This is a genomic window from Thioalkalivibrio sp. ALJ24, assembly GCF_000377785.1.
In the GTDB taxonomy this organism is placed as follows: domain Bacteria; phylum Pseudomonadota; class Gammaproteobacteria; order Ectothiorhodospirales; family Ectothiorhodospiraceae; genus Thioalkalivibrio.
The window spans coordinates 94502-119182 of record NZ_KB898724.1; the positions used below are offsets into that span (position 1 = coordinate 94502).

25 protein-coding genes and 4 tRNA genes are annotated in these 24681 nt (G+C 67.0%); 26 read left to right on the forward strand and 3 right to left on the reverse strand.

What is annotated here, in order from left to right:
* The first annotated feature begins 6 nt into the window (after positions 1–6).
* The 23 genes from ruvC (at position 7) to D571_RS0100530 (ending at position 19566) form a co-directional block, all read left to right on the forward strand.
* Positions 7–516 (forward strand): crossover junction endodeoxyribonuclease RuvC, encoded by a 510-nt coding sequence (gene ruvC, locus D571_RS0100420; RefSeq protein ID WP_018934706.1) that lies wholly within the window; start codon positions 7–9, stop codon positions 514–516.
* Positions 513–1124, forward strand: a complete 612-nt coding sequence (gene ruvA / locus D571_RS0100425) for a Holliday junction branch migration protein RuvA (RefSeq protein WP_018934707.1) — start codon at positions 513–515, stop codon at positions 1122–1124. The genes ruvC and ruvA overlap by 4 nt, the downstream gene beginning before the upstream one ends.
* Positions 1125–1223: 99 nt before the next feature.
* Positions 1224–2252, forward strand: coding sequence for a Holliday junction branch migration DNA helicase RuvB (gene ruvB / locus D571_RS0100430; protein WP_018934708.1), 1029 nt, complete (start codon positions 1224–1226; stop codon positions 2250–2252).
* Positions 2249–2686, forward strand: a complete 438-nt coding sequence (gene ybgC, locus D571_RS0100435; protein WP_018934709.1) for a tol-pal system-associated acyl-CoA thioesterase — start codon at positions 2249–2251, stop codon at positions 2684–2686. Before ruvB ends, ybgC begins: the two co-directional genes overlap by 4 nt.
* 30 nt (positions 2687–2716) lie before the next feature.
* Positions 2717–3394, forward strand: a complete 678-nt coding sequence (gene tolQ, locus D571_RS0100440) for a protein TolQ (protein WP_026287453.1) — start codon at positions 2717–2719, stop codon at positions 3392–3394.
* A 3-nt stretch (positions 3395–3397) separates the two neighbouring features.
* Positions 3398–3847, forward strand: a complete 450-nt coding sequence (tolR, locus tag D571_RS0100445) for a protein TolR (RefSeq protein ID WP_018934711.1) — start codon at positions 3398–3400, stop codon at positions 3845–3847.
* Positions 3848–3857: 10 nt separating this feature from the next.
* Positions 3858–4850, forward strand: coding sequence for a cell envelope integrity protein TolA (gene tolA / locus D571_RS0100450; RefSeq protein ID WP_018934712.1), 993 nt, complete (start codon positions 3858–3860; stop codon positions 4848–4850).
* Between the two features lie 129 nt (positions 4851–4979).
* On the forward strand, positions 4980–6281 hold the full coding sequence (gene tolB, locus D571_RS0100455) for a Tol-Pal system beta propeller repeat protein TolB (protein ID WP_083916851.1): 1302 nt from the start codon (positions 4980–4982) through the stop codon (positions 6279–6281).
* Positions 6282–6311: 30 nt separating this feature from the next.
* Positions 6312–6875 carry a peptidoglycan-associated lipoprotein Pal gene (pal, locus tag D571_RS0100460; RefSeq protein WP_018934714.1) on the forward strand — a complete coding sequence of 188 codons (564 nt, stop codon included), beginning with the start codon at positions 6312–6314 and terminating at the stop codon, positions 6873–6875.
* On the forward strand, positions 6827–7669 hold the full coding sequence (gene ybgF / locus D571_RS0100465) for a tol-pal system protein YbgF (RefSeq protein WP_369773848.1): 843 nt from the start codon (positions 6827–6829) through the stop codon (positions 7667–7669). The genes pal and ybgF overlap by 49 nt, the downstream gene beginning before the upstream one ends.
* Complete coding sequence (queE, locus tag D571_RS0100470) at positions 7666–8361, forward strand: 7-carboxy-7-deazaguanine synthase QueE (protein WP_018934716.1); 696 nt, start codon at positions 7666–7668, stop codon at positions 8359–8361. Before ybgF ends, queE begins: the two co-directional genes overlap by 4 nt.
* 2 nt (positions 8362–8363) lie before the next feature.
* Positions 8364–9062: a 7-cyano-7-deazaguanine synthase QueC gene (queC, locus tag D571_RS0100475; protein ID WP_018934717.1), complete on the forward strand. Its 699-nt coding sequence runs from the start codon at positions 8364–8366 to the stop codon at positions 9060–9062.
* 165 nt (positions 9063–9227) lie between these two features.
* Complete coding sequence (locus D571_RS0100480) at positions 9228–10499, forward strand: YeeE/YedE family protein (RefSeq protein ID WP_018934718.1); 1272 nt, start codon at positions 9228–9230, stop codon at positions 10497–10499.
* A gap of 108 nt (positions 10500–10607) precedes the next feature.
* A tRNA-Lys gene (locus tag D571_RS0100485) sits at positions 10608–10683 on the forward strand.
* A 95-nt stretch (positions 10684–10778) separates the two neighbouring features.
* Positions 10779–10865 (forward strand) — tRNA-Leu (locus tag D571_RS0100490).
* 76 nt (positions 10866–10941) lie between these two features.
* Complete coding sequence (gene tig / locus D571_RS0100495; RefSeq protein ID WP_026287455.1) at positions 10942–12249, forward strand: trigger factor; 1308 nt, start codon at positions 10942–10944, stop codon at positions 12247–12249.
* Positions 12246–12896, forward strand: coding sequence for an ATP-dependent Clp endopeptidase proteolytic subunit ClpP (gene clpP, locus D571_RS0100500; protein WP_018934720.1), 651 nt, complete (start codon positions 12246–12248; stop codon positions 12894–12896). The genes tig and clpP overlap by 4 nt, the downstream gene beginning before the upstream one ends.
* A 96-nt stretch (positions 12897–12992) precedes the next feature.
* The gene (clpX, locus tag D571_RS0100505) at positions 12993–14273 is read left to right on the forward strand and encodes an ATP-dependent Clp protease ATP-binding subunit ClpX (protein ID WP_018934721.1); all 1281 of its coding nucleotides are present in this window, start codon (positions 12993–12995) and stop codon (positions 14271–14273) included.
* Between the two features lie 81 nt (positions 14274–14354).
* Complete coding sequence (gene lon, locus D571_RS0100510; RefSeq protein ID WP_018934722.1) at positions 14355–16838, forward strand: endopeptidase La; 2484 nt, start codon at positions 14355–14357, stop codon at positions 16836–16838.
* A 180-nt stretch (positions 16839–17018) separates the two neighbouring features.
* Entirely contained in the window at positions 17019–17306 is a 288-nt protein-coding gene (locus D571_RS0100515; RefSeq protein WP_255349426.1) for an HU family DNA-binding protein, read from the forward strand.
* 11 nt (positions 17307–17317) lie between these two features.
* Positions 17318–17393: transfer RNA gene (locus D571_RS0100520), tRNA-Val, on the forward strand.
* Positions 17394–17435: 42 nt separating this feature from the next.
* A tRNA-Asp gene (locus D571_RS0100525) sits at positions 17436–17512 on the forward strand.
* Positions 17513–17676: 164 nt separating this feature from the next.
* The gene (locus D571_RS0100530) at positions 17677–19566 is read left to right on the forward strand and encodes a SurA N-terminal domain-containing protein (protein ID WP_018934724.1); all 1890 of its coding nucleotides are present in this window, start codon (positions 17677–17679) and stop codon (positions 19564–19566) included.
* Between the two features lie 102 nt (positions 19567–19668).
* On the opposite strand, the gene D571_RS0100535 is transcribed toward D571_RS0100530, so the two are convergent.
* Together D571_RS0100535 and D571_RS0100540 are read right to left on the reverse strand one after the other, a co-directional pair.
* Positions 19669–20469, reverse strand: a complete 801-nt coding sequence (locus D571_RS0100535; RefSeq protein ID WP_018934725.1) for an enoyl-ACP reductase — start codon at positions 20467–20469, stop codon at positions 19669–19671.
* A gap of 145 nt (positions 20470–20614) precedes the next feature.
* Positions 20615–22180: a LysM peptidoglycan-binding domain-containing protein gene (locus tag D571_RS0100540; RefSeq protein WP_038046576.1), complete on the reverse strand. Its 1566-nt coding sequence runs from the start codon at positions 22178–22180 to the stop codon at positions 20615–20617.
* A gap of 37 nt (positions 22181–22217) precedes the next feature.
* On the opposite strand from D571_RS0100540, the gene D571_RS0100545 reads away from it, so the two are divergent.
* The 3 genes from D571_RS0100545 to dnaQ are packed head-to-tail and all read left to right on the forward strand — an operon-like array spanning position 22218 to position 24152.
* Positions 22218–22946, forward strand: coding sequence for a hypothetical protein (locus D571_RS0100545; RefSeq protein WP_018934727.1), 729 nt, complete (start codon positions 22218–22220; stop codon positions 22944–22946).
* Entirely contained in the window at positions 22939–23397 is a 459-nt protein-coding gene (gene rnhA, locus D571_RS0100550) for a ribonuclease HI (protein WP_018934728.1), read from the forward strand. The genes D571_RS0100545 and rnhA overlap by 8 nt, the downstream gene beginning before the upstream one ends.
* A 38-nt stretch (positions 23398–23435) precedes the next feature.
* Positions 23436–24152, forward strand: coding sequence for a DNA polymerase III subunit epsilon (dnaQ, locus tag D571_RS0100555; RefSeq protein ID WP_018934729.1), 717 nt, complete (start codon positions 23436–23438; stop codon positions 24150–24152).
* A 21-nt stretch (positions 24153–24173) separates the two neighbouring features.
* On the opposite strand, the gene smpB is transcribed toward dnaQ, so the two are convergent.
* Positions 24174–24656, reverse strand: coding sequence for an SsrA-binding protein SmpB (gene smpB, locus D571_RS0100560; protein ID WP_018934730.1), 483 nt, complete (start codon positions 24654–24656; stop codon positions 24174–24176).
* Positions 24657–24681 lie beyond the last annotated feature (25 nt).

Consider the following 24681-nt stretch of genomic DNA (forward strand, 5'->3'; position numbering starts at 1 on the left):
GACGCCATGCGCATCCTCGGCATCGACCCCGGGTCGCGCCTGACCGGCTTTGCGGTGATCGAGACCGGGGCGCGCCAGTCGCGTTCGCTGGGGCACGGGGTGGTGCGCCCGCGGGCGAAGGCGTTCCCCGAACGCCTGGGCGAGATCTTCACCGGGGTCGAGGAGGTGATCGCCGAGCTGCAGCCGGAGGTGCTGGCGATCGAGAGCGTGTTCGTCGCGCGCAATGCGCAGTCCGCGATCAAGCTCGGTCATGCCCGCGGGGCGGCGATCTGTGCCGCCACCCGGGCGGGTCTGGCCGTACACGAATATACCCCGCGCGCGATCAAGCTGGCCGTGGTCGGGGTCGGCGGAGCCGGCAAGGAGCAGGTCCAGCACATGACACGGCAGATCCTTTCCCTCGCGGAGGAGGCATCCAGCGATGCCGCCGATGCCCTGGCCGTGGCCCTGTGCCACGCGCATACCGATGCCAGCAGGACGCGCCTGCAGCCGGCGGCCTCGATCGGAGGCCGACCGTGATCGCGCGTCTGGAAGGGGTCCTGATCAGCCGCGAGCCCGGCGGCGTACTGCTGGATGTCGGTGGCGTCGGCTACGAGGTGGATGTGCCGGTGTCCACCCTGGCAGTGCTGCCGGACCCGGGCGAGACCGTGGTGCTGGCCACCCATCTGGTGGTGCGCGAGGACGCCCATCAGCTGTATGGCTTCCACCATCGCCGCGACCGCGACCTGTTCCGGCGCCTGATCCGGGTCAACGGCATCGGCGCGCGTCTGGCGCTGGCGATGCTGTCGACCTACGCCGGCGACGAACTGGCGGGGCTGATCCGCTCGGGCGACACCACCGGGCTGGCGAAGGTCCCGGGTATCGGCAAGCGCACCGCCGAGCGCGTGGCCCTGGAGCTGGGCGAGCGGCTGGGCGAGCTGGGTTTCGGCGGGCCGGTGCCGGAAGGGGGCGGCAGCACGGCCGCGGCCAGTGCCGGTCCGTCGATGGAGGACGAGGCCCTGGCCGCGCTGGAGGCGCTGGGCTATGCGCGGGCCAGCGCCGAGAAGATGGTGGCCGCGGTGCGCGAGCAGGCCGATTCGGTGGAGACCCTGGTGCGCCTGGCGCTGCGTGCCACCGTGCGTTCCTGACGCTGCGGGCCGGGGCGGGCGTGAACGGGGCCCGGATTCTGCGAAAACCACAGTCCGGCGCCCTGTAAATGGTTTTCGGCAGGATGCATACTGCGGCGCATGGAATCCCGCCTGGTCGACATGCAGCATCAGTCCGAGGACGCCGGCGCCGAGGTCAGCCTGCGCCCGAAGCGACTGGCGGACTACAGCGGGCAGCCGCGGGTGGTCGAACAGCTGGGGCTGTTCATCGACGCCGCGCGCGGCCGTGGTGAGGCCCTGGACCATACCCTGGTGGCCGGCCCGCCCGGGCTTGGCAAGACCACCCTGGCCCATATCGTCGCCCACGAGCTGGGCGTGGGGCTGCGTCAGACCTCCGGGCCGGTGCTGGAGCGTGCCGGGGATCTGGCCGCCATTCTGACCGCGCTGGAACCGCGCGACGTCCTGTTCGTCGACGAGATCCACCGCCTGCCCACGGTGGTGGAAGAGGTGCTGTACCCCGCGCTGGAGGACTCGCAGCTGGACATCGTGATCGGCGAAGGGCCGGCCGCGCGCTCCATCAAGGTCGATCTGCCGCCGTTCACGCTGGTCGGGGCGACCACCCGGGCGGGGCTGCTGTCGGCCCCGCTGCGCGACCGCTTCGGCATAGTGCAACGCCTGGATCATTATTCCGTCATGGATCTGGCGCATATTGTCGAGCGGGCCGCGGGGCTGCTGGGCGTGGGCATCGATGCCGCCGGGGCCGAGGCCATCGCGCGCCGTGGCCGCGGCACCCCGCGGCTGGCCAATCGCCTGCTGCGCCGGGTGCGCGACTACGCCGAGGTGCGTGCCAGCGGGGTGATCACCGCCGAGGTCGCGGAGCACGGGCTGGACCTGCTGGCCATCGACGCCGGCGGGCTGGATGCCCAGGACCGTCGGCTGCTGGAGGTGCTGGTCGAGAAGTTCGACGGCGGGCCGGTGGGCGTGGAGAGTCTGGCCACCGCACTCAACGAGGATCGCGGCACCCTGGAGGATGTGGTCGAGCCGTTCCTGATCCAGCAGGGCTATCTGCAGCGGACCCCGCGCGGCCGCCAGGCGACCCGGCGCACGCTGGCGATGTTCGATCTGCCCGGGGGCGGGCAGGACCTGCTGGCCGGCGGGGGTGGCGCGTGAAGACATCCGCGGATTTTCGCTGGCCGGTTCGCGTCTATTACGAGGACACCGACGCCGGCGGGCTGGTCTATCATGCCAACTACCTGAAATTCATGGAACGGGCGCGGACCGAATGGCTGCGTGAACTCGGGTTCGGGCAGGACCGTCTGAGGGCGGAGTCCGGCGTGGTGTTTGCCGTGCGCCGTGCCAGTCTGGACTTGCGCCGGCCGGCGCGTTTCGATCAGGTCCTGGAGGTGACCTGCCACCCGCAGCGGCTGCGCCGCGCGAGCGTGGAGTTTCGCCAGGAGGTCATCCGCGACGGCGAGGTGCTGGCGCAGGGCGAGGTGATGATCGCCTGCATGGACCCGGACCGGGGCGTGCCGGCCCCGGTGCCCGAGCCCGTACATGGCGCGATGCAGACGGCCATCGCAGACACGACCGAAGCAACCGGCTGAGGGGGAGGACCCGTGGAAGTCGATTTTTCGATGTACCAGCTCATCATGGACGCCAGTCTGGTGGTCCAGCTGGTGATGATCATCCTCGTGCTGGCCTCGGTGTTCTCGTGGCTGGCGATCATCGTGAAGGCCCGCACGCTGCGCGGGGTGGACCGCGCGGCGGATGAATTCGAGGAGCGGTTCTGGTCGGGCGCGGACCTGTCCCATCTCTACGAGGGCCTGCGGCGCAAGAACGTCCTGACCCCGATGGAGCATGTCTTCTCGTCGGGATTCAAGGAGTTCCTGCGCGCCCGCCAGCACGGCATGCCGCCGGGCGAGCCCGCCCAGGGTGCGATGCGGGTGGCGATCTCGCGCGAGCTGGACGGCATGGAACGCTATCTGCAGTTCCTGGCCACGGTCGGATCCACCAGTCCGTATATCGGCCTGTTCGGCACGGTATGGGGGATCATGCATGCCTTCCTCGGGCTCTCCGGGGTGCAGCAGGCGACCCTGGCGATGGTCGCGCCCGGCATTGCCGAGGCCCTGATCGCCACCGCGCTGGGGCTGTTCGCGGCGATCCCGGCGGTGATCGCCTACAACCGTTTCTCCGGGGACGTGGACCGCATCGCCGGCCGGCTGGAGAACTTCAGCGAGGAGTTCGTCGGTCTGCTCAACCGTCAGTCCCATCCGCGCGCAAGCGAGGCGTCGGTCGCCACGACCGGCGAATGACCGATGGCGAAGACCTCGCTTCGCAGCCAGCGCCGCAGCCGGCGGCCGATGTCGCAGATCAACGTCGTGCCGTTCATCGACGTGATGCTGGTGCTGCTGATCATCTTCATGATCACCGCCCCCATGCTGCAGCAGGGGGTGGAGGTGGACCTGCCCGAGGCCCAGGCCGAGGCGCTGGATGACGGGACCGAGGCGGCCGAGCCGCTGGTGGTCACGGTGGATTCCGGCGGTGCGATGAGCCTCAACCAGGGGCCGCGGGTGAACGAGCCGCTGGCGCCCGAGGAAATGACCGAGCTCGTCATCGAATTCCTCGAGGAGAACCCGGGCACGCAGACCTACGTGCGCGGTGATCGCAACGTGGACTACGGACGGGTGATCGACGCGATGATCGCGCTGCAGCGGGCGGGGGGCGGTCGCGTGGGCCTGATCACCGAACCGCCGCGCGACGACTGAACCAGCCGCCGTGTTCGAACTGCTGCGACATCATCCCTTCGCCCTGCTGCTGGTGCTGACCCTGCATGGCGTGCTGTTTGCCGCGCTGCTGCTGAATGTCAACCTCACGCCGGACGACCGATCCGGGGATCCGGTGGAGATCATCGCGGGCGAGGACGTCGAGGTCGTGGAGGCCGAGGCGGTGGATGCCGAGACCTTCGACCGTATCCAGCATGAACGCGAGGTCGCGGAACAGGAGGAGATCGCCGAGGCCCTGCGCGAAGAAGAGGAACGCCGACGGGCCGAGGAGCAGCGGCGGCTGGAAGAACAGCGCCAGCGCGAGGCCGAGGAACAGGCCCGGCGCGAGGCGATCGAGGCGGCCGAACGGGCGCGCGAGGAGGCCGAGGAGGCGCGTCGTCGTGCCGAGGAGGAAGCCGAGGCGGAGCGCGAACGCATCCGCGAGGAACGTGAGGCCGCCGAGCAGGCGCGGCGCGAGGCCGAGGAAGAACGCGAACGCCAGGAACAGGAGCGGCGCGAACGCGAGGAGGCCGAACGTCAGGCCCGCGAGGAACAGGAACGTCGCGAGCAGGAAGAGGCGGAACGGCGCGAGCGCGAGGAGGCCGAGCGGCGTGCCGAAGCCGAGCGCGAGCTGGAGGAGCAGCGCCGCCGCGAGCGCATGGAGGCCGAGCAGCAGCGCCTGGCCGAGGCGCAGGAACGGCGGGAGGCGGCGCGGGCGCAGCGCGAGCGCGAAGAGGCGCTGGAGGAATGGCGGGCCCGTGCCAGCGAGACCGTGCAGCGGCGCTGGCGTGAGCCCGAGGACGCGTCCAGTTCCGACCGTGCCAGCGTGAGCGTGCGGGTGAACGAAACGGGGCGTATCATCAGTTACGAGGTGGAGGACTGCCGCGGCAGCGATGCCTTCTGCGCCTCGGTGGAGGAGGCGATCGGGCGTCTGCGGGCACTGCCGGAGCCACCGGATGCCGAGGCCGCCGCGCGCGGCGTACGGATCCAGTTCGAACCTCAGTGAACAGACGGTGCCGGGACCGGTCCAAGCGGGGGGGCTGCTCCGTCCAGTTACGGGCCTTGCGACCCTTGTCGTGGCGGCGGGTGGAGTCCGCTCCGGCGCTTCTCTGGCAGGAATCGGGTGGAAAGAATGATGCTACAACGAGTGCGACGCGGACTGGCCGGGCTGTGCGGCGGTATCCTGTTGCTGGTCGCGGCCCCGGCCTCGGCGGTTCTGGAGGTGACGGTGACCGAGGGGGTCGCCGGGGCGATCCCGGTGGCCGTGGCTCCGTTTGAATGGCGCGGCGACGCCGAACCGGAGACACGCCTGAGCGACATCCTGCGGGGGAACCTGCTGCGCAGCGGGCTGTTCGAGATCCGCGAGGAGGATCTGCCGGCCGCGGCCACCGGGCCGGCCGACTTCATCCCCGAGCCCTGGGCGCGGGCCGGTGCCGAATACGTGGTGGTCGGCAGCAAGCAGCCCGAGGATGACCGGATCATCGTGGAATTCCACCTGTTCGACGTGCTGGCAGAAGAGCGCGTGGGCGGCTGGCGCATCCCGGTGCCGGACGACATGGTGCGGCGTGGCGGCCATCGAGTGTCGGATATCGTCTACGAGGCGATTACTGGCGACCCGGGAGCCTTCAGCGCGCGCATCGCGTTCGTGCAGGTGGAGCGCCATGATGACGGCCGCGAGTTCCGACTGCAGGTGGCGGATTCCGATGGCGCCAATCCGCAGACCCTTTATCGTTCGCCCGACCCGCTGATGTCGCCGGCGTGGTCGCCGGACGGCAGTGCCCTGGTGTACGTGTCGTTCGAGAACCGGCAGTCGGAGGTGTTCCGCCACGACGTGCGCTCCGGCGAGCGGACCAGTCTCGCCCGCTTTGGCGGGATCAACAGTGCCCCGGCATGGTCCCCGGACGGACGCTACCTGGCGTTGAGCCTGTCACGTGACGGCAGTCCGAATATCTATCGCATGGATCTGGAGAGCGGGGACCTGGAGCAGCTGACGCGGTCCTCGGCGATCGAGACCGAGCCGTCGTGGTCGCCGGACGGCGAGACCATCTATTTTACCTCCGACCGCGCCGGCGCGCCGCAGATCTACCGCATGGACGCCAGTGGCGATGACGTTCGTCGCCTGACCTTCGAGAGCGGCTATGCGGCACGTGCCGCGCCTTCGCCGGACGGACGTTCGCTGGTGTACGTCGAGGGCGGGGACGGGGGCTTCCGCCTCGCGCGTCTGGATCTGGACGACCGCCGCGTCACCCGCCTGACCGATCCCGGGGACGCCGAGTCGCCCAGTTTTGCCCCCAACGGGAGCATGGTGCTGTACGCGATGAGCGAGGGCGGGCAGGGCGTGCTCGGCTCGGTCAGTCGGGATGGCCGGGTGCATCAGCGCCTCGAAGGTCGCGAGGGTGACGTGCGCGAACCCGCGTGGTCGCCGCTGGAACAATAAGTCTGTCATTCAATGTTGAGGAAACAACGCATGAACCATCTGATTCGTTGGGGTGCCGTGGCGCTGGTTGTCGGCTCCCTGGCCGCCTGTGCCCAGCCGGTGCGGGAAGACGAGGACCCGGCCGAGCGCGAGGCACGCGAGGCTGCCGAACTGGAAGCCGAGCGCGAGGCGGAACGGGAGGCCGAGCGCGAGGCTCGGGCGCTGGAGGATGACCGCCGCCTGGATGCCGCCGCGCTGGATGATCCGGACAGCCCGCTGGCGGATCGCCTGGTGTATTTCGATTTCGACCGCGACGAGGTCAAGGAAGAATACGAGGCGATGCTGGAGGCGCATGCCGAGTATCTGGAGGCGAACCCGGGGGCCCGGCTGCGCCTCGAGGGGCACACCGATGAGCGCGGTACTCGCGAGTACAACCTCGGGCTGGGCGAGCGCCGCGGGCAGGCCGTCCGGCGGGTACTCAATCTCAATGGCGCCTCGGATGATCAGATCGAGGTGATCAGTTACGGCGAAGAGATGCCCGTGGCCTTCGAACAGAATGAAGACGCCTGGGCGCAGAATCGTCGCGTGGAACTGGTTTACGACCGCCGGGAGTGATGATGCAGCGGTTGAACGACAGGGGCCCGGGCCGCGCGGGGCCGATCGGCAAACGGGCAGTGGTGCCGGGCGTGTTGCTCGGGCTGCTGGTAACGGGGAGCGCGGCTCCGTTGCAGGCCGACGACATCGTGGCGACCCAGTCTCAGGTGCGCGAACTCAACGACCGTCTGGAGCGCATCGAGCGCACCCTGGAATCCGGGGCCATGCACGATCTGCTGCGCGGGTCCGACGAGATGCAGCGCGAGATACGCCAGCTGCGTGGCGAGGTCGAGACCCTGGGGCACCGACTGGAACGCCTCGAGGAGCGCCAGCGCGACCAGTTTACTCACCTCGACGAGCGGGTCGCGGCGCTGGAGGCGGGTAGTGTCGGCGAGGCGGCTGAGCCGGAGGTCGTGGATTTCGACTTTGACGAGGAGGGCGAACATGCCGCATATCAGGAGGCGTTCTCGGTACTGATGGACGGCGACTATGCGGGGGCCATGCGCAAACTGGAGTCCTTCCTCGAGCAGTTCCCCGACGGGGATCTGGCCGCCAACGCCTGGTACTGGCTGGCCGAGGCCAAATACGCGAGCGGCGAGTACGAGGCGGCGCTGGAGGACTTCGAGCGACTTCGCGCGGATTTTCCCGAGAGCGACAAGCAGGGGGACGCCTTGCTGAAGATCGGGTACTCGTACTATGAACTCGAGGATTTCGAGGCCGCGCGCGACGCGCTGGAGCAGGTGCGCGAGGAATACGGCGGCACCACCCTGGATCGCCTCGCCCGCGAGCGGCTGCAGCGGATGGACGACTCGTGAGCGTGGAGGCACCCCTGCAGCGAGCCGCCCCGAAGGTGGCGGACGCGGGCCCGGCGCGCCTGCGGCTGACCGAGCTGTTCGTCTCCCTGCAGGGCGAGGCGGCCCAGGTCGGCTGGCCCACGGTGTTCGTGCGCCTGAGCGGCTGCCCGTTGCGCTGTCGCTGGTGTGACACCGAATACGCGTTCGAGGGCGGCGAGAGTACCGACACCGACGAGGTGACCCGGCGGGTGCTCGCCGAGGGCGTGCGCCACGTCTGCGTGACCGGCGGGGAGCCGCTGGCACAGCCCGGTAGCCGTGCGCTGATCACCGCGCTGTGTGACGCCGGCCGGACCGTGACCGTGGAGACCTCCGGGGCGATGGATGTGAGCGACGTCGATCCCCGCGCGGGGCTGGTGATGGACTGGAAGGCCCCTTCCTCCTGCGAATCGGGGCGTAACCGCAAGGAGAACCTCGGCTATCTGGGGGCCGGCGATCAGCTGAAGCTGGTGCTGGCCGACCGCGCCGATTTCGAGTGGGCGCGGGATGTACTGCCCGAACTGGGGCTGGACCCCGCGGTGGATGTGCTGTTCTCGCCGGTCTTTGGCGAGCTGGAGCCGAGCCTGCTGGCCGACTGGATCGTGGCCGAACGCCTGCCGGTGCGGTTTCAGCTGCAGTTGCACAAGCTGCTGTGGGGCGAGGAGCCGGGGCGCTGAGCGTGGTGGATGCGGACCGGCGTGCGGTGGTGCTGCTCTCGGGCGGGCTGGACTCGGCGACCTGCCTCGCACTGGCGCAGGAGCAGGGGCTGGAATGCCACGCCCTGTCGGTGGATTACGGGCAGCGCCACGCGACCGAACTGCAGGCTGCCCGCCGCGTCGCGGCCGCCGCCGGGGTGACCGACCATCGCGTGGTTTCGGTGGACCTGACTGCGATCGGCGGCTCGGCGCTGACCGATCCGGCGATCGCGGTGCCCGAGGCCGGCGGCGAGGGCATCCCGGTCACCTACGTCCCCGCGCGCAACACGATCTTCCTGTCACTCGCCCTGGGGTTCGCCGAGTCGCTGGGTGCGCATCGTCTGGTAGTGGGGGCCAATGCGGTGGACTATTCCGGCTACCCCGACTGTCGGCCCGCATTCATCGAGGCCTTTCAGGGGCTTGCCCGCGTGGCGACCGCAACCGGAGTGGAGGGCGCCCCGTGGACAGTCGAGGCGCCGCTGATGCATCTGAGCAAGGCCGACATCATACGCGAGGGCCGGCGTCTCGGGGTGGACTACGCCCTGACGGTGTCCTGCTACCGGGCCGATGCGGATGGTCGGGCCTGCGGCCACTGCGACTCCTGCCGCCTGCGGGCGGATGGTTTCGCCGCCGCAGGCATCCCCGATCCCACCCGTTACGTCCCTCGCCCCTCCGGATCCTGAGGCTTCCCCGGTATTGGTAGAATCCGGTCATCGGCACGGAATGAAACCACTCTCGATCTCGTCTGGTGGTCGATGTATGCTGCACGGCCCTGAACGGTGAGCCCGGCCGCACGTGGTCGGACGGCCGTGCAGCCCGAACGACAATCGATCAAGAGGGTTTGACGCATGGAATTTTCCAGCTTTTCCGCAGCAGCCACCGCGGTGCTGGTCGGGACGTTCATCCTCGCCTTCATCATGGGGGCGGTTGCCAACAAGACCAACTTCTGCACCATGGGCGCGGTCTCCGACTGGGTGAACATGGGCGATACCGGGCGCATGCGCTCCTGGTTGCTGGCCATCGCCGTGGCGATGCTGGGCGTCAGCACCCTGGAGTTCTTTGGTGTGCTGAACGCCGACGGCTCCTTCCCTCCCTATCGCATGGACAATCTGAACTGGCTGGGCCACGTGCTGGGCGGCTTCCTGTTCGGCATCGGCATGACCTATGGCTCGGGCTGCGGTAACAAGACCCTGGTTCGGGTCGGTGGCGGCAATATCAAGTCGATCCTGGTGATGCTCATGATCGGGATCGTGGCCTACTTCCTGCTCAGTACGCAGTCGGTGTTCGGCACTGGCCAGACCCTGAACCAGCTGCTGTTCGGCTGGATGGATGCGACCGCCATCAATCTGTCCGGCGGTCAGGATCTGGGCTCGGTGGTGGCCGGTGACGCCGACGGGACGGCGCGTCTGGTGCTGGGGCTGGTGATCGGCGTTCTGCTGCTGGCGCTGATCTTCAAGGCCGCGGACTTCCGCAAGAGCTTCGACAACATCCTCGGCGGTCTGGTGATCGGCCTGGTGGTGGTCGGCGCCTGGTGGCTGACGAGCAACGTGCAGATCGCCGACGACATGGGTGACACCTATACGCCGACGGCCTACCTAGCCGACTGGGATTTTCTCGGCGAACCGGGTGAGGAGCGTCCGGCCGACCAGGTGCGTTTCTGGAACAACCAGTCGTTTACCTTCATCGCGCCCATGGGGCAGAGCGCGGAGTACGTGGTGGAAGGGTTCGACAGCCGCTTCCTGTACTTCGGCGTGATGGCGCTGGCCGGCGTGATCCTGGGCTCGTTCTTCTGGGCGCTGGTCTCGCGCAGTTTCCGCATCGAGTGGTTCTCGTCCTTCCGCGATTTCTGGAACCACTTCGCCGGCGGCATCCTGATGGGTGTGGGCGGCATCCTCGCGATGGGCTGTACCGTGGGGCAGGCGATCACCGGGGTCTCCACGCTGGCGATCGGTGGTTTCCTGACCTTCATCTTCATCGTCTTCGGCGCGGCCCTGACCATGAAGATCCAGTACTACAAGATGGTCTACGAAGACGAGGCCAGCTTCGGCAAGGCGCTGGTCACCTCGCTGGTGGACATGAAGCTTCTGCCGTCGAAGCTGCGCAGTCTCGAGGCGATCTGATCGCCCGGGATCGCTCGACAGGCAACGTCGGGGCGGGCCGCGCAAATGCGGCCCGCCTTGCGTTTTGGCGGATGGGCCTTACACTACGTCCGCGATATTGATCACTGCGGGTCGTTAGCTCAGTTGGTAGAGCAGTGGACTTTTAATCCATTGGTCGTAGGTTCGAATCCTACACGACCCACCATCTTTCCGGTTCCGGATCGGCACCAGGCCCGTTCAGCGGGCCTTTTGTGTTTCCGGCACCCAGAAACGCTACAATGCCGGGTTACGAAGCGAACGGCGAAAGTGGCGGAACTGGTAGACGCGCTGGGTTTAGGTCCCAGTGGGGTAACACCCGTGAGAGTTCGAGTCTCTCCTTTCGCACCAGGAACCCCGTCCGGTCGCACGATGACGGCCCCGCGCCCGGACACGACGATTTCAGAACCATTTGACGAGGCCCTCCATGCAAGTTTCCGTTGAAGCCACTGGCAGCCTGGACCGCAAGATGACCGTCCAGGTCCCCTCCGAACGCGTCGACAACGAGGTCGACAACCGCCTGAAGAATCTCGCCAGGCGGGTCCGGCTCGATGGCTTCCGCCCGGGCAAGGTGCCGCTGAAGGTGGTACGTCAGCGCTACGGTGCAGGGGTGTACCAGGAGGTGCTCAGCGAGGTCCTGCAGGAGAGCTACCGCGAGGCGGTGCAGCAGGAAGGACTGGAGCCGGCCGGCAGCCCGAGCATCGAGCCGAAGTCGGTGGAAAACGGCCAGCCGATCGAATTCGTTGCATCCTTTCAGGTCTTTCCCGAGATCGAGATCGCCGACCTGTCCGGGGTGGACATCGAGCGTCCGGTGGCCGAGATCGGTGACGAGGACATCGATCGGGTGATCGATTCGCTGCGCGAGCAGAACAAGGAATGGCACGCGGTGGAACGTGCGGCCACCTCCGGCGACCGGGTCACCCTTGATTTCCTGGGCAAGCTGGACGGCGAGGCCTTCGAGGGCGGGCAGGCCGAGGATTTCCAGGTCGAGATCGGCAGTGGCCGGCTGCTGGAGGAATTCGAGAACCAGCTGGAGGGCGTGCAGCCGGGCGAGGAGAAGACCATCGAGGTCACCTTCCCCGAGGATTATCCGGCGGAGGTGCTCAAGGGCCGCACCGCGACCTTCGACATCACGGTCAAGACGGTGGAAGAGGCCCGGCTGCCCGACGTGGATGCGGCCTTCGCGGAGAAATTCGGCATCGAGGACGGCTCGGTGGAGAAACTTCGCGAGGATGTGCGGTCCAACATGGAGCGGGAGCTGAATCAGGCGCTGAAGAGCAAGATCAAGCAGCAGGTCATGGATGCGCTCGTGGAACGTCACGACTTCGACCTGCCGGAGGCCCTGGTGAAGTCCGAAATCAACCGCCTGCGCGAAGACGCCGAGAAGCGCTTCGGCGGGGCAGAGCAGACGCAGCCCCTGCCGGACAGCCTGTTCGAGGAAGAGGCGAAACGGCGGGTGCGCCTGGGCCTGGTGCTGCGGCACCTGATCGACGACAAGGGTTTCGAGGTGGATCGCGAACGGGTCGAGCAGGAGCTCGACAACATGGCCGCGACCTACGAGGACCCCGAAGAGGTCAAGCAGTACTACCGCACGCAACCGCAGGCCATGCAGAACCTGGAGTCCATCGTGCTGGAAGACCAGGTGGTGGACTGGGTGGTGGAACAGGGCAACGTGACCGACAAGCCCACCACCTTCCAGGACGTGATGAATCCGAACAAGGAGTCGAGCGAATGACGCACGACATGGGCGATCAGGGCGCGCAGCATACCCAGGGCCTGAACCTGGTGCCGATGGTGGTCGAGCAGACCGCCCGCGGCGAGCGTGCCTACGACATCTACTCCCGGCTGCTGAAAGACCGGGTGATCTTCTGCGTGGGTCCGGTCGAGGACTACATGGCCAACGTGATCGTCGCGCAGCTGCTGTTCCTGGAGTCCGAGAACCCGGACAAGGAGATCAGCCTGTACATCAATTCTCCGGGCGGCGCGGTCACCGCCGGCATGGCCATCTACGACACCATGCAGTTCATCAAGCCCCAGGTTTCCACGTTGTGCGTGGGCCAGGCGGCGAGCATGGGGGCGGTGTTGCTGGCCGGCGGTGCCGAGGGCAAGCGCTACGCCCTGCCGCATTCGCGGGTGATGATCCATCAGCCGCTGGGCGGCTTCCAGGGGCAGGCCACGGATATCGACATCCATGCGCGCGAAATCCTCAAGATCAAGGAAGAGCTCAATCGCGTGCTGGCGAAGCACACCGGGCAGACGGTGGAGCAGATCGAACAGGACACCGACCGCGACCGGTTCATGACCGCCGCCGAGGCGAAGGATTACGGGCTGGTGGACAACGTGCTGGCCGACCGCAGCGAGGCCGGGGGCAAGGCGGAGTAAGACCGCGCGAGCCCGCACGAACACTTGGCTCGTTTGCACCTGCCCGCGAAACGCGGCATGTTGCAAAGCCAACGGTAATCCAATCGAGGGCAACGGATGAGCGACGACAAGAACCCTCCCGCGGATGGCAAGCTGCTGTACTGCTCCTTCTGCGGCAAGAGCCAGCACGAGGTGCGCAAGCTGATCGCGGGACCCTCCGTGTTCATCTGCGACGAATGCGTCGAGCTGTGCAACGACATCATCCGCGAGGAGATGCAGGAGGCCGGGCAGGGCGAGCATGCCGCACTGCCGCGTCCGCGCGAAATCCGCGAAACCCTGGATGACTACGTCATCGGCCAGAACGATGCCAAGAAGATCCTCTCGGTCGCGGTGTACAACCATTACAAGCGGATGGAGGCGCGGGCCGGCAAGGACGATGTCGAACTCTCCAAGTCCAACATCCTGCTGATCGGTCCGACCGGTTCCGGAAAGACCCTGCTGGCCGAGACCCTGGCGCGGGTGCTCAATGTTCCCTTCACCATCGCCGACGCCACCACGCTGACCGAGGCGGGCTACGTGGGCGAGGACGTCGAGAACATCATCCAGAAGCTGCTGCAGAAGTGCGACTATGACGTCGAGAAGGCCGAGAGCGGCATCGTCTATATCGACGAGATCGACAAGGTGTCGCGCAAGGCCGACAACCCGTCGATCACCCGTGACGTCTCGGGTGAGGGCGTGCAGCAGGCCCTGCTCAAGCTGATCGAGGGCACGACCGCCTCGATCCCGCCGCAGGGCGGGCGCAAGCATCCGCAGCAGGAATTCCTGAACGTTGACACCAGCAATATCCTGTTCATCTGTGGCGGTGCGTTTTCGGGCCTGGACAAGGTCATCCAGCAGCGAGCCGAAAAGGGCACCGGGATCGGTTTCTCCGCGGCGCTGGCGAGCAAGGACGAGGATGCGACCTCCGATCAGTGGCTCAAGCAGCTGGAATCCGACGACCTGGTTCGTTACGGCCTGATCCCGGAATTCGTCGGTCGCCTGCCGGTGCAGGCGACGCTGGACGAACTCGATGAGGATGCCCTGATCACCATCCTGACCCAGCCGAAGAACGCGCTGATCAAGCAGTACGCGCGGCTGTTCGAGATGGAGGGCGTGGAGCTCGAGTTCCGTGACGATGCCCTGCATGCGATCGCCGCCAAGGCCCTGGAGCGCAAGACCGGAGCGCGCGGCCTGCGTACCATCCTCGAGAAAATCCTGCTGGACACCATGTACGAGCTGCCTTCCATGGAAGGCGTGACCAAGGTGGTGATCGACGAAGCGGTGATCCGCGGCGATGCCGAGCCTTATCTGATCTACGACAACGCGTCGTTCTCCAAGCAGGCCGCCGCCGACTCCTGAGCGCGCGCGTCGGGTGGCCCTTGAAATTCCGGGGGTCGCCCGCATTTCCCCCTTACATTCTCCCAGCCCCGAGGGGTCCTCATGACCGACGACCGTCCTTCCCAGAACGAGGTGGAATCGCCCGTCAAGCGTGTTGCGGTACTGCCGCTGCGCGATGTTGTGGTGTATCCGCATATGGTCATCCCGCTGTTCGTGGGGCGCGAGAAATCGATTCGCGCGCTGGATTCGGCGATGGCGCAGAACAAGCAGGTGCTGCTGGTGGCGCAGAAAAGCGCCGAGGTGGACGAGCCCGGGGCCGATGATCTCCACGAGATCGGTACCCTGGGCAATATCCTGCAGCTGCTGCGCCTGCCCGACGGCACCATCAAGGTGCTGGTGGAAGGGGCCCAGCGCGCCCGGGTGATGGATGTCTCCACCACCGGCGATGCGGAGCAGGAAGAAGACTATTTCGTCTCCGACATCCGCCTGATCGACGAGGAATACGACACCGAGGACAAGGAGCTGGAGGTTCTCGGGCGTTCCGCGCTGAACCAGTTCGAGCAGTACATCAAGCTAAACAAGAAGGTGCCGCCGGAGATCCTGACTTCGCTCGCCGGGATCGACGACACTTCCCGCCTGGCGGACACCATCGCCGCGCACATGTCGCTCAAGCTCGAAGAGAAGCAGCAGGTCCTCGAGATCGCCAACGTGCGCGAGCGCCTGGAGCATCTGGTCGCGCGCATCGAAGGCGAGATGGACGTGCTGCAGATCGAGAAGAAGATCCGCGGGCGCGTGAAGCAGCAGATGGAGAAATCCCAGCGCGAGTACTACCTGAATGAGCAGATGAAGGCCATTCAGAAGGAGCTGGGCGACCTCGAAGACGCCCCCAACGAGCAGGAAGACCTGGCGGAGAAGATCGAGAACGCCGGGATGCCTGAAGAGGCCAAGAAGAAGGCGACCGCGGAGCTGAACAAGCTCAAGATGATGTCGCCGATGTCGGCCGAGGCCACGGTCGTGCGCAGCTACATTGACTGGCTGGTCAGCGTGCCGTGGAAGAAGAAGACGCGCGTCAGCAAGGATCTCAAGCGGGCGGAGAAGATCCTCAACGAGGACCACTACGGCCTCGAGGAGGTCAAGCAGCGCATCCTCGAATACCTCGCGGTGCAGTCGCGCGTGCGCAAGCTGAAGGGTCCGATCCTGTGCCTGGTGGGGCCGCCCGGCGTGGGCAAGACCTCGCTGGGGCAGTCCATCGCCCGGGCCACCAACCGCAAGTTCATGCGCATGGCGCTGGGCGGGGTGCGTGACGAGGCCGAGATCCGTGGCCATCGGCGTACCTACATCGGCTCGCTGCCGGGCAAGATCATCCAGAACCTGACGAAGGTCGGCGTGCGTAATCCGCTGTTCCTGCTCGACGAGATCGACAAGATGGCGATGGACTTCCGCGGTGACCCGGCATCGGCCATGCTCGAGGTGCTGGACCCGGAACAGAATCACACTTTCAGCGATCATTACCTGGAAGTGGATTACGACCTCTCCGACGTGATGTTCGTGGCCACCGCGAACAGCATGCACATCCCGGGGCCGCTGCTGGACCGGATGGAGGTGATCCGTCTGTCCGGCTACACCGAGGACGAGAAGGTCAACATCGCGCATACCTACCTGATCCCCAAGCAGATCAAGACCAACGGCCTGAAGAAGGGCGAGATCAACATCTCCGATGCGGCCGTGCGCGACATCGTGCGCTACTACACCCGCGAGGCGGGGGTGCGTTCGCTGGAGCGCGAGATCGCCAAGATCTGCCGCAAGGTGGTCAAGCAGCGCACGCTGGCGCGCGGCAAGGACGCCGACCGGATGACCTCGGTCACGCCCAAGACCCTGGACAAGTACCTGGGCGTGCGGCGTTATCGCTTCGGTCAGGCGGACGAAGCCGATCGTGTCGGCCAGGTCACCGGCCTGGCGTGGACCGAGGTGGGCGGCGAGCTGCTGACCATCGAGGCCTCGGTGGTGCCGGGCAAGGGCAAGACCCAGCAGACCGGCAAACTGGGGGACGTGATGCAGGAGTCGATCCATGCCGCCCTGACCGTGGTGCGTTCGCGCGCCGAGGCCCTGGGGCTGGCCGACGACTTCCATGAGAAGAAGGATCTGCACATCCACGTGCCCGAGGGGGCGACGCCCAAGGACGGCCCGTCAGCCGGTATCGGCATGTGCACCGCCATCGTTTCCGCGCTGACCGGGATTCCGGTGCGCGCCGACGTGGCCATGACCGGCGAGATCACCCTGCGTGGTCAGGTGCTGCCGATTGGCGGACTCAAGGAGAAGCTGCTGGCGGCCCATCGGGGCGGGATCCGCACCGTGCTGATCCCGGAAGAGAACGAGAAGGATCTCGTGGATATCCCGAAGAACATCAAGCAGAAACTCGACATTCGTCCCGTACGCTGGATCGACGAGGTGCTGGAGGTGGCCCTTGCCGAACTCCCCGAGGCCCGGGCGGGCGGCGCCGACGAGGGACAGGAGGCCCCGGCTGAAGAGGTCGTCAGCAAGAAGAAGAAGCCGGCCGGCGGACGCGGACGGGTCCGCCATCACTGATCGGACCGGGCGCGGGCACTGCGATTGACACCTTTTCCGGGGCCTTGCTATAACCCTGATCGCATTGTCCGCATCCGGCTGTCGAGCGTCTCCCCGTTTTGTTTCGCGGCCCGTGGCGATTTCGGCCCGAATTGTTGTAAGCTTGGCGCCTGCCGGCTGCACGCCCGAGTCACCAAAAAGATAAGGAATCGTTTCATGAATAAATCCGAATTGATCGACGCGATCGCCGCGGAAGCCGACGTCCCCAAGGCCCAGGCCGGCAAGGTGGTGGACGCCATGGTGAGTGTAATCGGGGATTCCCTCGCGAAGGGTGATCAGGTATCCTTGGTTGGCTTTGGCACGTTCCTGGTGCGTGAACGTGAGGCGCGTACCGGTCGCAATCCGCGTACGGGCGAGACCATCCAGATCGCCGCGTCGAAGACGCCGGGCTTCAAGGCTGGTAAAGCGCTCAAGGATCGGGTAAACTAAAGAGCTTTACCGGGTGCTTAGCTCAGTTGGTAGAGCGTCGCCCTTACAAGGCGAATGTCGGCGGTTCGAACCCGTCAGCACCCACCAGATGCAGCCAATGAAAATGCAGGGGCTGCGCTGCAAGAATACGGAGCGGTAGTTCAGTTGGTTAGAATACCGGCCTGTCACGCCGGGGGTCGCGGGTTCGAGTCCCGTCCGCTCCGCCATATTTCGAAAGGCGCCCTCCGGGGCGCCTTTTTTGTTTCTGGTTTTCTCTTGTTTTTTGAACTTGTGATTGCCGGGGGCGCACCGGGCCGCGGGACAGACGGCGGGATACGCTCCTGCTAATATGTCGGGTCGTTTCCATTGAATCCGAACGGACGAAACCAGGATGCTGCAAGCAATTCGAGACCGGGCGACCGGCTGGCTCGCCTACGCCATCATCGGCCTGATTGCCGTGCCCTTTGCCCTGTGGGGCGTGGGCGAATACTTCGGCGGGGCGGCGGATGTCGTTGCGGCCGAAGTCAACGGCGTCGACATCGACACGCGCTCCGTGCACGAGGAGGCTCGCGCACAGCGCGACGAGATCCGGCGGATGTTCGGTGGCGAGGTGCCCGAGGAATTCGATGATGCCGGGATCCGCCTGCAGGCCCTGGAGACGCTGATCCGCGAGACCCTGCTGCGCCAGGCCGCGGAGGATCTCGGCTTTACCGCCGCCAGCGAGACGGTGCGTCAGGAGATCCGTGCGATGCCGGTGTTCCAGGAGGGCGGCCGGTTCAGCCCGGAACGCTATTCCCAGTTGCTTTCGGCCCAGCGTATCAGTCCGGCCGACTTCGAAGACGACATCAGCCGTTCTCTGGTGCTGGCCCAGCTGCAGGGCGGGGTGCGCGATTCCGGTCGTTTCGACGATGCCCTGGTCGAGGATTTTGCTGCGCTGCGCAATCAGGTGCGGACGGTCAGCTGGCGGTTATTCGCTGCGGATGATTTCGATCGCCCGGATGTGGTCGACGACGACGCGATCGAGGAATATTACGAGGCCAATCCGGACGAGTTCACCACCGAGGAGCGCCTGCGGGTGGAGTATCTGCAGCTCGATCCGGAATCGCTGGAAGACGCGGTGGAGCTGACCGAGGAGGACATCGAGGAACACTACCGCGCCAATCGCTCGCGTTACGAAGAACCCGAGCTGCGTGACGTGCGCGTGATCCGTCTGGACGACGAGGATGACGCCGAGTCCCTCATCAAGGAGCTGCGTGAGCGCATCCAGGACGGGGAGGACTTCGCCGATCTGGCCGAGGAATACTCGGAGGACAGCCTGAGTGCGGGCCGCGGCGGACGCATGGGCGAACTGGCCCGTGGGGACCTGGACTCCTCGACCCTGGAGACGGTGATCTTCAGCCTGCCCGAGGGACGCGTGAGCGAACCGGTGCGCGCGGACGGCCGCTGGTACATCATCGAGGTGACCTCGGTGGAGGACGCCCGGGCGCAGCCTCTGGAAGACGTGCGTGATGACGTGGAGGCGGATCTGCGTGACCGGACCGCCGAGCAGCTGCAGATCGACGCGCTGGACGACCTGCTGTCGCTGACGGTCGAGGTGCCAGACAGCCTGGAGCCGGCGGCCGATGCCACCGGCCTCGAGATCCGCACCAGTGACTGGTTTACCCGGGACCAGGGCGAAGGGATCGCCGAGGCGCGCGCAGTGCGTGAGGCGGCGTTCTCCGACCGCGTGCGCGAGGGCGGGGAAAACAGCGATGCGCTGGATATGGACGACGGTTCCACGGTGGTGCTGCGGATCGCCGAACGCGAGGAAGCGGAGCTGCGCCCGCTGGAGGACGTGGAGGAAGACATCCGCGCACGTCTGCAGCGCGAAGCCGCGGCCGAGGCGGCCGCGGAGGCCGGTGATGAGTTGATCGCCGGTCTGCGCGAGGCCGATCCTTGGGATGACGCGATCGAGGACCCCGATGCGTGGGTGCGCGGTCGTGAACTCACGCGCGAAGCGCGCGAGGATGATATCCCGTCGGGACTGGTGCCCCCGGTGTTCCGCCTGGCGGCACCGGATGGCGATACGCCGGTGATCGCCGGGATCCGTCTGGGCGACGGTGATTTCGCGGTCACCGTGCTTGAGCGGGTCGAAGCCGGTGGGGTGCAGGAGGACCCGGCCCTGCGCGAGCAGGCCCGCCAGCAGCTGCAGACCGCCTACGGCAGCGCCGAGCTGCGGGCCTATCTGGAGTGGCTGGAGTCGCAGGCGGATATCCGCCGTTACCCGGAAAACCTCGAGTAACTCCACCGGAGGCCCCGGGCCCGGTGGCCGCGGGAGGAAGGACAACAAAAAGGCCCGGCCATCACTGGCCGGGCCTTGTTTCTGGCGTATTCCGCCCGGGGCTTATTTGTCCAGGCCGATCTCGTGCTGGCCCAGGCCCACGGTGTTGTAGCCGGAATCGACATACATGACCTCGCCCGTGATGCCGGACGCGAGGTCCGAGCAGAGGAACGCACCGGCATTGCCGACCTGCTCGATGGTGACATTACGCCGCAGCGGGGCGTTGTTCTCCACGTGGTCGAGGATGCGCTTGAAGTCGCCGATCCCGGCGGCGGCCAGGGTACGGATAGGGCCGGCGGAGACCGCGTTGACGCGGGTGCCTTCCGGTCCCAGGGTGTAGGCGAGGTAACGCACGTTGGCCTCCAGGCTCGCCTTGGCCAGGCCCATCACGTTGTAGTTGGGCATGGAACGCTGCGCGCCGAGGTAGCTGAGCGTGAGGATGGATGCGTCCCGGTCTTTCATCATCGCGCGGCCGGCCTTGGCGAAGGCGGCCAGGGAGTAGGAGCTGATGTCGTGCGCGGTGCGGAAGCCGTCGCGTGTCATGTTGTCGAGGAAATCGCCGTCGAGCTCCTCCTTGGGCGCGAAGGCGACCGAGTGCACCAGGATATCCAGTCCGTCCCAGTAGTCGTCGAGTTGCTCGAAGACCTGTTCGATCTCGTCGTCGTTCTCGACGTTGCAGGGGATCAGGATGTCCGAGTCGAAGTCGGCGACCAGTTTTTCCACGCGGTCGCGCATCCGTTCGTTCTGGTAGGTGAAGGCCAGCTCCGCCCCTTCGCGGCGCATCGCCTCGGCGATGCCGTAGGCGATGGAACGGTTGCTGGCGACCCCGACGATCAGGGCGCGCTTGCCGGTGAGAAAGCCCATGAAACTCTCCTTGATGACGTAGTGCGGTCAGGGAAATACCGGGATCGGCATTTCCCGAATCGGCATATCTCGGGGGCGAGGCCCCATGCTTCCGCGATCATACCGATGTGTCCGGGGGCGGGCTACCTGCTCGCCCGGGCGGATCTCAGCCACCGGCGCGCGCGACAATGGCGTCGGCTTCATCGACATGCAGGACCAGCGTCTCGCCGGCGCGGATGCTGTCACCGTTCAGGCCATTCCAGCGGCGTACATCATCCACGGACACCTCGAAGCGCCGGGCAATGGCCGACAGCGAGTCGCCCGGCCGCACCTCGTACTCGATGCTGCCGTCGGCAACCGCGTCATGTGCCACACGCAGGGTGTCGCCCGGCTGCAGGGTGGCGTCGCGCCCGAGGTCGTTGGCCTCGCGCAGTTCCCGGATGCTCATGCCCGTGGACTGGCTGATGGTCCACAGGCTGTCCCCGGGACGGACCTCGTATTCACCGAAGTCTTCGGCGGCGGTCCGTGTGGGCCGACCGGGTGCGTCGTCCTCGCCCACCGGCAGGCGCAGGGTCTGCCCGGCACGGATCATGTCACCGTTGAGGTCGTTCATCTCGCGGACGACGGCGACATCGGTGCCCGCATCGCGTGCGATGCGGCCGAGGTTGTCGCCGTTCTCGACGGTGTACTCGCGAAAACGCAGCAAGGGCTCGTCGCCGTGGTCGGCGAGCGCCGTCTCGATCTCGCCGGCGGCGTCGCGCGGGACGAACAGGTGACGCGCATGCTCGGGGTGGGTGGCATGGCGGTGATAGCCGGGGTTGAGGCGTTCGAGCTCGTCCACGGTCAGGCCGGCCATCTCGGCGACCAGCGACAGATCGGACTGACGGCCCGGATCGACGATCTCCAGGGCCGGCTCATTGGCGACCGGGCTCAGTGTGACGTCGTGTTCCCCGGGGTCGCGGAACAGTTCCCGCAGGGCCAGCAGGCGCGGGACATAGGCATGGGGCTCGGCCGGGAGATCGAGACTCCAGTAGTCGGTGTCCTCGCCGCGCGCCGCGTTGGCATCCATCGCTCGTTTCACGTTGCCCTGTCCCCAGTTGTAGGCGGCCAGGGCCAAGTACCAGTCGTCGAAGCGCGAATGCAGGTATTCGAGGTAATCGAGCGCCGCGAGGGTCGACTGGTAGACATCGCGGCGACCGTCGTACCAGTCGTCCCGGTGCAGGTCGAAATGGTCGCCGGTCGCGGGGATGAACTGCCAGATCCCGGCGGCGCGTCCGCTGGAGGTCGCCTCGGGGGCGTAGCCACTCTCCACGATGGGGAGCAGCAGGAGTTCCGCGGGCATGTCGCGGGCCTCCAGCTCGGAAAGGATGAAATAGGCGAAGGGCTCGGCGCGGCGCGTGGCCATCTCGATGATGCGGGGCTGATCGCGGTAGTGGTCGATGTAGCGATCGACCCGCTCGTTACGCAGTTCCTCGTCGAAGCCGAAGCTGCGGCGCGTGCGTTCCCACAGATCGTCGGTTTCCTCTGCCCGGTCTTCGGCCTTTTCCGCCTGCCGTTCGACGGCGTCTGCCACGTCTTCCGGGGTGCGGGTATCGACCTGCGGCGTGTGGTCGCCGGATTCGGCGGACTCCAGTGACCGGTCCCGGTCGTGTAGGCTACAACCGGAGAGCAGGGCCAGAGACACGGCCAGGGCCAGGGGGCGGACGGGTACGGCAGGGTGGCGTAATTTCATGGGCATGAAGGATAAACCAGCGAACCCGGAGTACCAAATGCGGATGCGGGAATGTCTGGGCGAGTGGTATGCCCAGCCGCAGGGGCGGCGCGTGCGCGAGCGCCTGCTGGACCGCATGCGCCGCCACGCGACGGGCAGTCCGCTGGATGTCGCGGTGGAACTGGCACCGGCCCCGCTGATGGATCCCGAGGCCCATGATCAGGCCCGGGTCGTGCGCGTCGCCCCGCCGCGCGCGGACATCCGCATCGACCCCGAGTCCTGGGCCCTGGAGAGCGCCGGCGCCCGCATGGTGGTGCTCGGCCACCCGTGCAGCTGGAGCGCGCAGCCACAGGTGGTGGTCAACGAGGCCGCGCGGGTGCTGGAGCCCGAGGGGCACCTGTTCATGCTGGAGGCGAATCGGCTGCACGGTGACCCGGAGGCGGGCCTGTGGCCCTCGCCGCTGCCCGAGGGGCTGCGCGCGGTGCGTTATCGCGGGATGCTGGGCGAGGCCGGTCTGGAGGTGCTGGAACAGTGGAACCTCAGTCTGCTGCCACCGGGGCTGTCGGTCACGTGGCAGCGCCGGCTGGCGCGCCTGGATCCGTGGACGCTGCGGGGCGTGCCGCCACTGGCGGGGGTAATCCTGACCATCGCGCACAAGCGGGTGGAGGAGCCGCTGCGCCCGGCGCGCGGCATGCAGTTCGCCCGTCCGGCTCCGGCTCCCGGTATCGCCGTTTCCCGCGTATCATGCGCCGGCGAACGCGACGAGGCGGGGGACGCGCATGACTGACGACGACCGGGTGTACATCTACACCGACGGAGCCTGTCGCGGCAATCCGGGCCCGGGTGGCTGGGGCGCGGTGCTGCGGTACCGGGGCCACGAGCGCGAGCTCTACGGTGGCGAGGACGAGACCACCAACAACCGCATGGAGCTGACGGCGGCCATCCGGGCCCTGCAGACGCTGCAGCGGCCCTGCCGGGTGGAGCTGGTGACCGATTCGAAGTACGTGAAACAGGGCGTGACCGAATGGCTGCCGGGCTGGAAGCGGCGCAACTGGCGTTCGGCCTCCGGGCAGCCGGTGAAGAACCGGGATCTGTGGGAGGCCCTGGATGCCGAGGCCGGCCGCCATTCGATCGAGTGGTACTGGGTGCGCGGGCACAGCGGCCACCCGGAGAACGAACGTGCCGACCAGCTGGCGAACGCCGGCATCGACGAGCTGCTGGACGGCACCACCGGTTAAGGAAATACTGATCCGTGTTTCCTTGAGGAGACCGCAACATGCGACAGATCGTGCTGGATACCGAGACCACCGGCCTGGAACCGGCGGACGGTCACCGGATCATCGAGATCGGCTGCCTGGAGCTGGACAACCGCCGGCCCACCGGCCGGGTCTGGCACCATTACATTCAGCCGGATCGCGAGATCGACGCCGGCGCGGTGGCGGTGCACGGAATCAACAACGCGTTTCTGGCGGACAAGCCGCGTTTTGCCGACCTGGCAGCAGAATTCGTCGAGTTCGTGCGCGGCGCCGAGCTGGTGATCCACAACGCGCCGTTCGATGTCGGCTTTCTCGATCACGAACTGCGGCTGCTGGGTGGGCAGGCGCCGGCGGAGTCGGTGACCGAGATCTGCGAGGTGCTGGATTCGCTGGTGCTGGCGCGGCGCATGCACCCCGGCAGCCGCAACTCGCTGGATGCCCTGTGCAAGCGCTACGGGGTGGATGCCTCGGACCGGACCCTGCACGGCGCGCTGCTGGACGCCGAGCTGCTGGCCGACGTCTATCTGGCGATGACCGGCGGGCAGGTGAGCCTGACCCTGGACAGCGATTCCGGCCAGGAGACCGGCTCGGAGGCGCCGGCGCGGGCACGGCGTTCGGGGCAGCCGCTCCCGGTCGTGGAGCCGTCGGCGGAGGAGGCGGCCGCCCATGCCGAGCTGCTGACGGTGCTGGACGAGGCGGCGGGGGGGACCTGCCGCTGGCGCGCGGCCGGCGGATGAGTCGGCGTCAGCCGTTCTTGTTCAACGATTTTTCATGATGCGCGCCCGCTCGCGCTGCCAGTCCTGTTCCTTCTTGTCGGCGCGCTTGTCGTAGGCCTTCTTTCCCTTGGCCAGGCCGATCTCCAGTTTGGCCCGGCCGCGCTTCCAGTAGAGGGCCAGCGGCACCAGGGTGAACCCGCGGCGCTCCACCGCGCCGATCAGGCGGTTGATCTCGGAACGGTGCAGCAGCAGCTTGCGGGTGCGGCTCGCGTCCGGGTTAATGTGCGTGGAGGCCGTGGGCAGGGGCGTGAAATGGGCGCCGAACAGGTATGCCTCGCCGTTGCGCAGCAGGACGTAGGCCTCGCTGATCTGCGCGCGGCCGGCCCGCAGTGACTTGACCTCCCAGCCCTCGAGGGCCAGTCCGGCCTCCAGCCGGTCCTCGATGTGGTAGTCGTGGCGGGCGCGCCGGTTGAGCGCGATGGTGCTGGAACCGTCCCCGCCGGTCTTGTTCTTTTTCTTGCCCATGGGGGCGCAGTGTACTCCAGGCGTC

What these genes read in the sequence shown, in the direction of transcription:
- D571_RS0100540 (WP_038046576.1), bottom strand. Translation starts at nt 22,180, where the DNA reads ATGAAATTACGCCACCCTGCCGTACCCGTCCGCCCCCTGGCCCTGGCC.
- tig (WP_026287455.1), top strand. Translation starts at nt 10,942, where the DNA reads ATGCAAGTTTCCGTTGAAGCCACTGGCAGCCTGGACCGCAAGATGACC.
- D571_RS0100535 (WP_018934725.1), bottom strand. Translation starts at nt 20,469, where the DNA reads ATGGGCTTTCTCACCGGCAAGCGCGCCCTGATCGTCGGGGTCGCCAGC.
- D571_RS0100530 (WP_018934724.1), top strand. Translation starts at nt 17,677, where the DNA reads ATGCTGCAAGCAATTCGAGACCGGGCGACCGGCTGGCTCGCCTACGCC.
- clpX (WP_018934721.1), top strand. Translation starts at nt 12,993, where the DNA reads ATGAGCGACGACAAGAACCCTCCCGCGGATGGCAAGCTGCTGTACTGC.
- D571_RS0100480 (WP_018934718.1), top strand. Translation starts at nt 9,228, where the DNA reads ATGGAATTTTCCAGCTTTTCCGCAGCAGCCACCGCGGTGCTGGTCGGG.
- ruvC (WP_018934706.1), top strand. Translation starts at nt 7, where the DNA reads ATGCGCATCCTCGGCATCGACCCCGGGTCGCGCCTGACCGGCTTTGCG.
- ruvB (WP_018934708.1), top strand. Translation starts at nt 1,224, where the DNA reads ATGGAATCCCGCCTGGTCGACATGCAGCATCAGTCCGAGGACGCCGGC.
- tolQ (WP_026287453.1), top strand. Translation starts at nt 2,717, where the DNA reads ATGTACCAGCTCATCATGGACGCCAGTCTGGTGGTCCAGCTGGTGATG.
- pal (WP_018934714.1), top strand. Translation starts at nt 6,312, where the DNA reads ATGAACCATCTGATTCGTTGGGGTGCCGTGGCGCTGGTTGTCGGCTCC.
- tolR (WP_018934711.1), top strand. Translation starts at nt 3,398, where the DNA reads ATGGCGAAGACCTCGCTTCGCAGCCAGCGCCGCAGCCGGCGGCCGATG.
- D571_RS0100545 (WP_018934727.1), top strand. Translation starts at nt 22,218, where the DNA reads ATGCGGATGCGGGAATGTCTGGGCGAGTGGTATGCCCAGCCGCAGGGG.
- clpP (WP_018934720.1), top strand. Translation starts at nt 12,246, where the DNA reads ATGACGCACGACATGGGCGATCAGGGCGCGCAGCATACCCAGGGCCTG.
- rnhA (WP_018934728.1), top strand. Translation starts at nt 22,939, where the DNA reads ATGACTGACGACGACCGGGTGTACATCTACACCGACGGAGCCTGTCGC.
- smpB (WP_018934730.1), bottom strand. Translation starts at nt 24,656, where the DNA reads ATGGGCAAGAAAAAGAACAAGACCGGCGGGGACGGTTCCAGCACCATC.
- tolB (WP_083916851.1), top strand. Translation starts at nt 4,980, where the DNA reads ATGCTACAACGAGTGCGACGCGGACTGGCCGGGCTGTGCGGCGGTATC.
- lon (WP_018934722.1), top strand. Translation starts at nt 14,355, where the DNA reads ATGACCGACGACCGTCCTTCCCAGAACGAGGTGGAATCGCCCGTCAAG.
- dnaQ (WP_018934729.1), top strand. Translation starts at nt 23,436, where the DNA reads ATGCGACAGATCGTGCTGGATACCGAGACCACCGGCCTGGAACCGGCG.